The sequence below is a fragment of the Longimicrobium sp. genome, assembly GCF_036554565.1.
GTDB lineage: Bacteria > Gemmatimonadota > Gemmatimonadetes > Longimicrobiales > Longimicrobiaceae > Longimicrobium.
Genome location: NZ_DATBNB010000438.1, coordinates 1 through 4,504 on the forward strand (window position 1 = coordinate 1; position 4,504 = coordinate 4,504).

General features: G+C 73.4%; 3 protein-coding genes and 1 pseudogene. 3 read left to right on the forward strand and 1 reads right to left on the reverse strand.

Annotated features, from left to right (window positions below; all coding sequences use genetic code 11):
• Positions 1-135 precede the first annotated feature (135 nt).
• Positions 136-2,523, forward strand: a complete 2,388-nt coding sequence (locus tag VIB55_RS12005; RefSeq protein WP_331876886.1) for a transglycosylase SLT domain-containing protein — start codon at positions 136-138, stop codon at positions 2,521-2,523.
• Positions 2,524-2,589: 66 nt separating this feature from the next.
• On the opposite strand, the gene VIB55_RS12010 is transcribed toward VIB55_RS12005, so the two are convergent.
• Positions 2,590-3,021 (reverse strand): hypothetical protein, encoded by a 432-nt coding sequence (locus tag VIB55_RS12010; protein WP_331876887.1) that lies wholly within the window; start codon positions 3,019-3,021, stop codon positions 2,590-2,592.
• Between the two features lie 230 nt (positions 3,022-3,251).
• On the opposite strand from VIB55_RS12010, the gene VIB55_RS12015 reads away from it, so the two are divergent.
• Both VIB55_RS12015 and VIB55_RS12020 read left to right on the forward strand, forming a co-directional pair.
• The gene (locus VIB55_RS12015) at positions 3,252-4,145 is read left to right on the forward strand and encodes a hypothetical protein (protein WP_331876888.1); all 894 of its coding nucleotides are present in this window, start codon (positions 3,252-3,254) and stop codon (positions 4,143-4,145) included.
• A gap of 86 nt (positions 4,146-4,231) precedes the next feature.
• Positions 4,232-4,504 (forward strand): annotated as a pseudogene (locus VIB55_RS12020) (hypothetical protein); the annotation flags it as partial.

Genomic DNA, 4,504 nt, shown 5'->3' on the forward strand with positions numbered 1-4,504 from the left:
CTCCCCCATCGTCATCCCCTCCGATCAGGTGCCATCGTCTGCCGTACCGCCGGGCAACGACGGTGCCGCGCCCACCCGGGCACACGATTCGCACCCCGCCGCGAGCACCGAAGGCAGTCACCCGCGCGAAAACCCATGACCCGTCGCCACCAGATCGCCGCCGCCGTCTGCATCCTTCTGGTGCCCATCCTGGTGTGGGCCGCCGTTCGCCTGGGCGACGCGAGCGACGCTCCCGAGCGCCCGCGCGCCCCGGCCGCCGCCGCCGAGGCCGTGCAGGGGCTTCACGTCGACCTGCCGCGCGACGTGGCCGAGCTGCTGCGCGGTGGCCGGAACTGGCGCGCGGCCCGCCGGCTGCGCGAGCTCACGAGTCCGCAAAGCGACCCCGAGCTCCTTCTCGTCGCCGCCAAGGCCGAGGCGGGGTGGGGCGGATGGGACAACGTCCGCGGGCTGCTGGAAGGCAAGCCCTGGCTGGAGCGGGTGGGCAGCGGCGACGGGTGGTACCTGCTGGGCCGCGCGCGCGAAGAGCAGGGAAAGTGGAACGAGGCCGCCGAGGCGTACGCCCGCTACGTACAGCTGCGGGCAGACACGGGCACGGCCGCCCGGCGCGGCGAGCGGGCCGTAGGCGAGCTGCGGCACGCGCTGGTGCTGCTGCGCGCCGGCCGCGCGGACGACGGCATCCGCGCGCTGGACCACGCCCGTACGCATGTGCCGGCGGTGTCGGGATGGGTGACCATCCTCGCGGCCGAGGCGCTGGCCAGCCGCGGCGACACGGCCCGGGTGCGCGCGTTCCTGGACGAGGTGGAAGATCTTCCCTCGCCCTCGCGCGGGCGCCGCGCGCGGCTGCAGGCGCACCTGGTGGCGAACGCTGCGGCGGGCGCGCGGGCCCTGGCCGTGCGCTTTCGCGAGCAGGCGACCGAGCCTGGGGAGCGCGCGGAGATGGCCGTGGCGGCGGCGCGCGGCGCGCGGGCGGCGGGGGACGCGTCCGCGGCGATGGAGCTGCTGCGCGCGGCCATGCGCGAGGCGCCGGCGAGCGGGCCGGCCATCGAGGCGGCGCGGACCATCGGCGGGATGGCGGGGCTGACCCCCGCGGACCGGCTGGCGATCGCCACGGTGTACGATCGCCATGGCAACAAGGCGCGGGCGGCGGATGGCTATCGCGCCTGGCTGGCCGCGAATCCCACCGACGCGCCGGTGAGGCTGCGGCTGGCGAACGCGCTGTTCGCGGCCGGGCGGTACGCGGAGGTGGATGCGGCGGCGCGCCCGCTGTTCGGCGCCGCGCCCGAGACGGCCGCGCAGGCGATGTACGTCACCGGCCGCGCCCAGTTCCGGCGCGGCGCGCGTGCCGAGGCGCGGCAGACCTGGGTGACCGCGGCGGAGCGCTTCCCGGGCGTAGCCCCCGCCGCCGAGGCGCTGTTCATGGTGGCCGACATGAGCCACGACGCGGGCGACGCGACCGGGGCGCGCGCCGCCTACCGCCGCGTGGCGGACCGCTTTCCCGCCACGGAGCGCGCAGGGCTGGCGCTGATGCGGCTCGGGGGGATGGCGTTCCTGGCGCGCGACTACGCCGGGGCGGCTGCTGCGTTCGACCAGTACCGCACGCGCACGCCGTCCGGCAGCTTCTGGCCGCAGGCGGCGTACTGGGCCGCCCGCGCCCGCGCTGCCCGCGGCGACAGCGCCGGGGCCGGGGCGCTGTACCGCGAGGTGCGCACCCGCGAGCCGCTGTCGTACTATGCCCTGCGGTCCGCCGAACGCCTGCGGCAGCCGTACTGGCCCATCCCGCTGCGGCAGGACCCGGCGGACGATGCGGCGGCGCGGGACAAGGTGGCCGGGTGGATGTACGGCGTGGACCTGCTGCGCGCGGCCGGGCTGGACACCGAGGCCGCGGCCGAGGTCGACCGGCGGATCCGCGAGGCGGCCGACGACCGCGCCCTCCTCTACCCCCTTGCCGAAGCCGTCAACGAGCGGGGATACACGTCGGCGGGAATCCGCGTCGCCATCAAGATGCAGGAGGGCGGCGAGCCGGTGAGCGCGCGCCTGCTCCGCATCCTCTACCCGATTCCGTACCGGGGAATCATCGACGGGGAGGCGCGCCGCAACGACCTGCAGCCGGCGCTGGTGGCGGCCATGATCCGCCAGGAGTCGTGGTTTAACCACAAGGCCACCAGCGGCCCCGGCGCCCGCGGGCTGATGCAGGTGATGCCCGAGACAGGGCGCGGCCTGGCCACCGGCGCCGGGCTGCGGCAGTGGAACGCCGAGCTGCTGTACAACCCGGAGATCAATGTCGCACTCGGCACGCGCTTCCTGGCGGACCAGATGCGGGCGTATCGCGGATCGCTGCCCAGTGTGTTCAGCGCCTACAACGCGGGCCCGGCGCGGGTCACGCGGTGGCGGCAGCTGCCGGAATACCGCGATGAGGAGCTGTTCACGGAGCGCATCCCCTTCCAGGAAACGCGCGACTACGTGAAGATCCTCACCCGGAACACGGCCATCTACCGTGGACTGTACGGCGGGGCCGGGGAATAGGCGCCACGAAACGGGGGCGGCTCCGACCTGGAGCCGCCCCCGTCCTTTTCCATCGAGCGCCGTGGATCAGTGCGTCCGCCGGCCGGTGATGGCGCCCGTGTCGCCGCCCAGCGTCCATCCGCCGGTGAAGGTGTCGCCGGTGAACATCATCCGGAACGTGACGTTGCCGTTGGGCGTCTCCGCCACCACCGTCAGCTCCTGGCCCGCCGCCGAGGCCGAGCGCACTGTGAACTCGGGGAATTTGAGGGTGACGATGCGTCCGCCGTACGCGCCCGGGGTGCCGGTGATCTCGATCGTGCCCGTCACCGCCTCGCCGTTGACCTGCGTGGCGAATTCGTACTCGCCCACCGGGTTCAGCGCGGTCGAACGCGTCGTTGCGACGGTGGTCGTCATGGTGGTCGCAGCAGGGGCCGGGGCCGCCGCTTCGGGGACGCTGGTGTTCGCCGGGGCGCAGGCGGCAAGGCTCAGGGCCAGGGTGGCGGCAAGGATCTTCTTCATGGACTTCCTTGATGAAACGAGGGATGGCGGGAACGGTCGTCCGCAGTGACGCCGCCGGATGCGCGCATTGTACGCGCGCGCTGCGGAAGGGAACAGGGCGCAACGAAACACTTGACAGCGCGGCCCGCTGCACGCACCCTAGCCAGTTCGTTTCACGCGCGCGCCAGGCCGGTGCGCGTTCCTTCCCGCCCGGTTCCGGGCACCGTTCCCTCTAGGCCGAGGTCCCCGCCATGCGCTATTCCGCCCTCTTCCCCCGCCGCGCCGCCGCCGCGGGCCTGCTGTTCCTTGCCGCCGCCTGTGGGGGCGACGAGCCCGGCGAAATGACGGCCAAGCCGTCGGACGTAGACCAGACCACGTCCATCACGCCCACGGAAAAGGAAATCGCCAGCTTTCAGGCCCCCGCCGACAGCGTGCTGACGCCGCGGCAGGTGGAAGCCTACCTGAAGGCCAGCCTGCTGCAGTACGACCTGATCCGCGACGAAGCCCCCGGGCTGCGGAAGCAGGCGATGGCCATGGAGCAGCGCGAGCAGAAGGGCGGGGTGATGAACGGGCTGCGGAACGTGGCCGCGGCGGGCAACCTGATCAACGACTACAGCCAGCTGATCGTGGGCAGCTACCCCCGCGCCTCGCGCACGCTGGGATACAACCCCGCCGAGATGGAGTGGGTGCGCGAGCGGATGGGCGAGGTTTCGGCCTACATCATGGCGAAGCCGGTCAACGATGCGATGGTGCAGCAGGCCCAATCGATGCGGCGGATGGCCGAATCGTACCGGGGCCAGCCCGGCTTCAGCGACGAGCAGATCGCCGAGATGATCCGCAACGCCGACGAGATGGAGCAGCAGGCCAAGGAGCAGATGCAGACCGGCGGATCGGCCATGCGCAACTTCCAGGTGCTGCGCCAGGCCCGGCCCAACGTGACCGACGAGATGTGGACGACCGTCGCCTTCGCCGGCGCGACCGGGCTGATGGCCCTGCCCGCCAGCATGACCTCCGATTCCGACACCACCGCGCAGCGTCAGCTGAACGAGTGGCGCCAGGTGTACACCGACGCGCTCGCCAACCGCGTGACGCCGGGAATGGAGCCGGAGAAGCCCGAGACCCAGTCCACCGCCGCGGAGAGCTGAGCCTGACCGACACGTCCCCCGCACCGGCCGCCGGCCGGCCCGCGTCGGCGCTGCTCCTGGGCGCCACGGGGCTGGTCGGCGGCCACGTGCTTCGCCTGCTGCTGGACGACCCGGTGTACGAGCGGGTCGCCGTCCTCGGCCGCCGCCCCACCGGGCAGCGCCACCCCAGGCTGACCGAGCACGTCGCTCCTCTGGACCACATGGCCGAGCACGCCGGCGCGTTCGCGGTGGACGACGTGTTCTGCTGCCTGGGCACCACGCTGCGCACCGCCGGCTCCCGCGAGGCGTTCAGCGCCGTGGACCTGGATGCCGTGGCCCTGAGCGCCCGGCTGGCGGCGGAGCAGGGCGCCACGCGTTAT